Annotated in this window: 1 protein-coding gene; it reads left to right on the forward strand. The window is 62.6% G+C overall.

Going from position 1 to position 385, the window contains the following annotated elements; translation table 11 throughout:
• A partial coding sequence (locus tag I6F37_RS44570) for a PEP-utilizing enzyme (protein ID WP_249795519.1) occupies nt 1-385 on the forward strand: 385 nt, incomplete at both ends.

Below are 385 nucleotides of genomic sequence, written 5' to 3' on the forward strand. Positions count from 1 at the left end.
GCACAACCTCCTCGGCCAGGCGGAGACGTCCCTCAACCGGCTAGCCGATCAGCGGATCGTGGTGGCGAGCGACATCTCCCCCTCGGAGTCCGCGACGCTCGATCGATCGGCGGCGCTGGGGCTGGTGATGGATTCGGGGAGCAAGACGAGTCACGCGGTGATCGTCGCGCGCTCGATGAAAATGCCGTCGGTGGTCGGAGTGCGCAACCTGACCTCCCGAGTGACGAACGGCGACTGGGCGATCGTCGATGGTTACGAAGGCGTGGTGATCCTCAATCCGACGGAGAGCACGCTTTTCCGTTATGGGAAAATTCAGGAGCAGAAAAAATCATTCGAGGCCCGGTTGCTCGAGGTCAACCAGCAGCCGGCGGTCACCCTTGATGGC

The sequence above is a fragment of the Bradyrhizobium sp. NBAIM08 genome, from assembly GCF_020193935.1.
Classification (GTDB): Bacteria; Pseudomonadota; Alphaproteobacteria; order Rhizobiales; family Xanthobacteraceae; genus Bradyrhizobium; species Bradyrhizobium yuanmingense.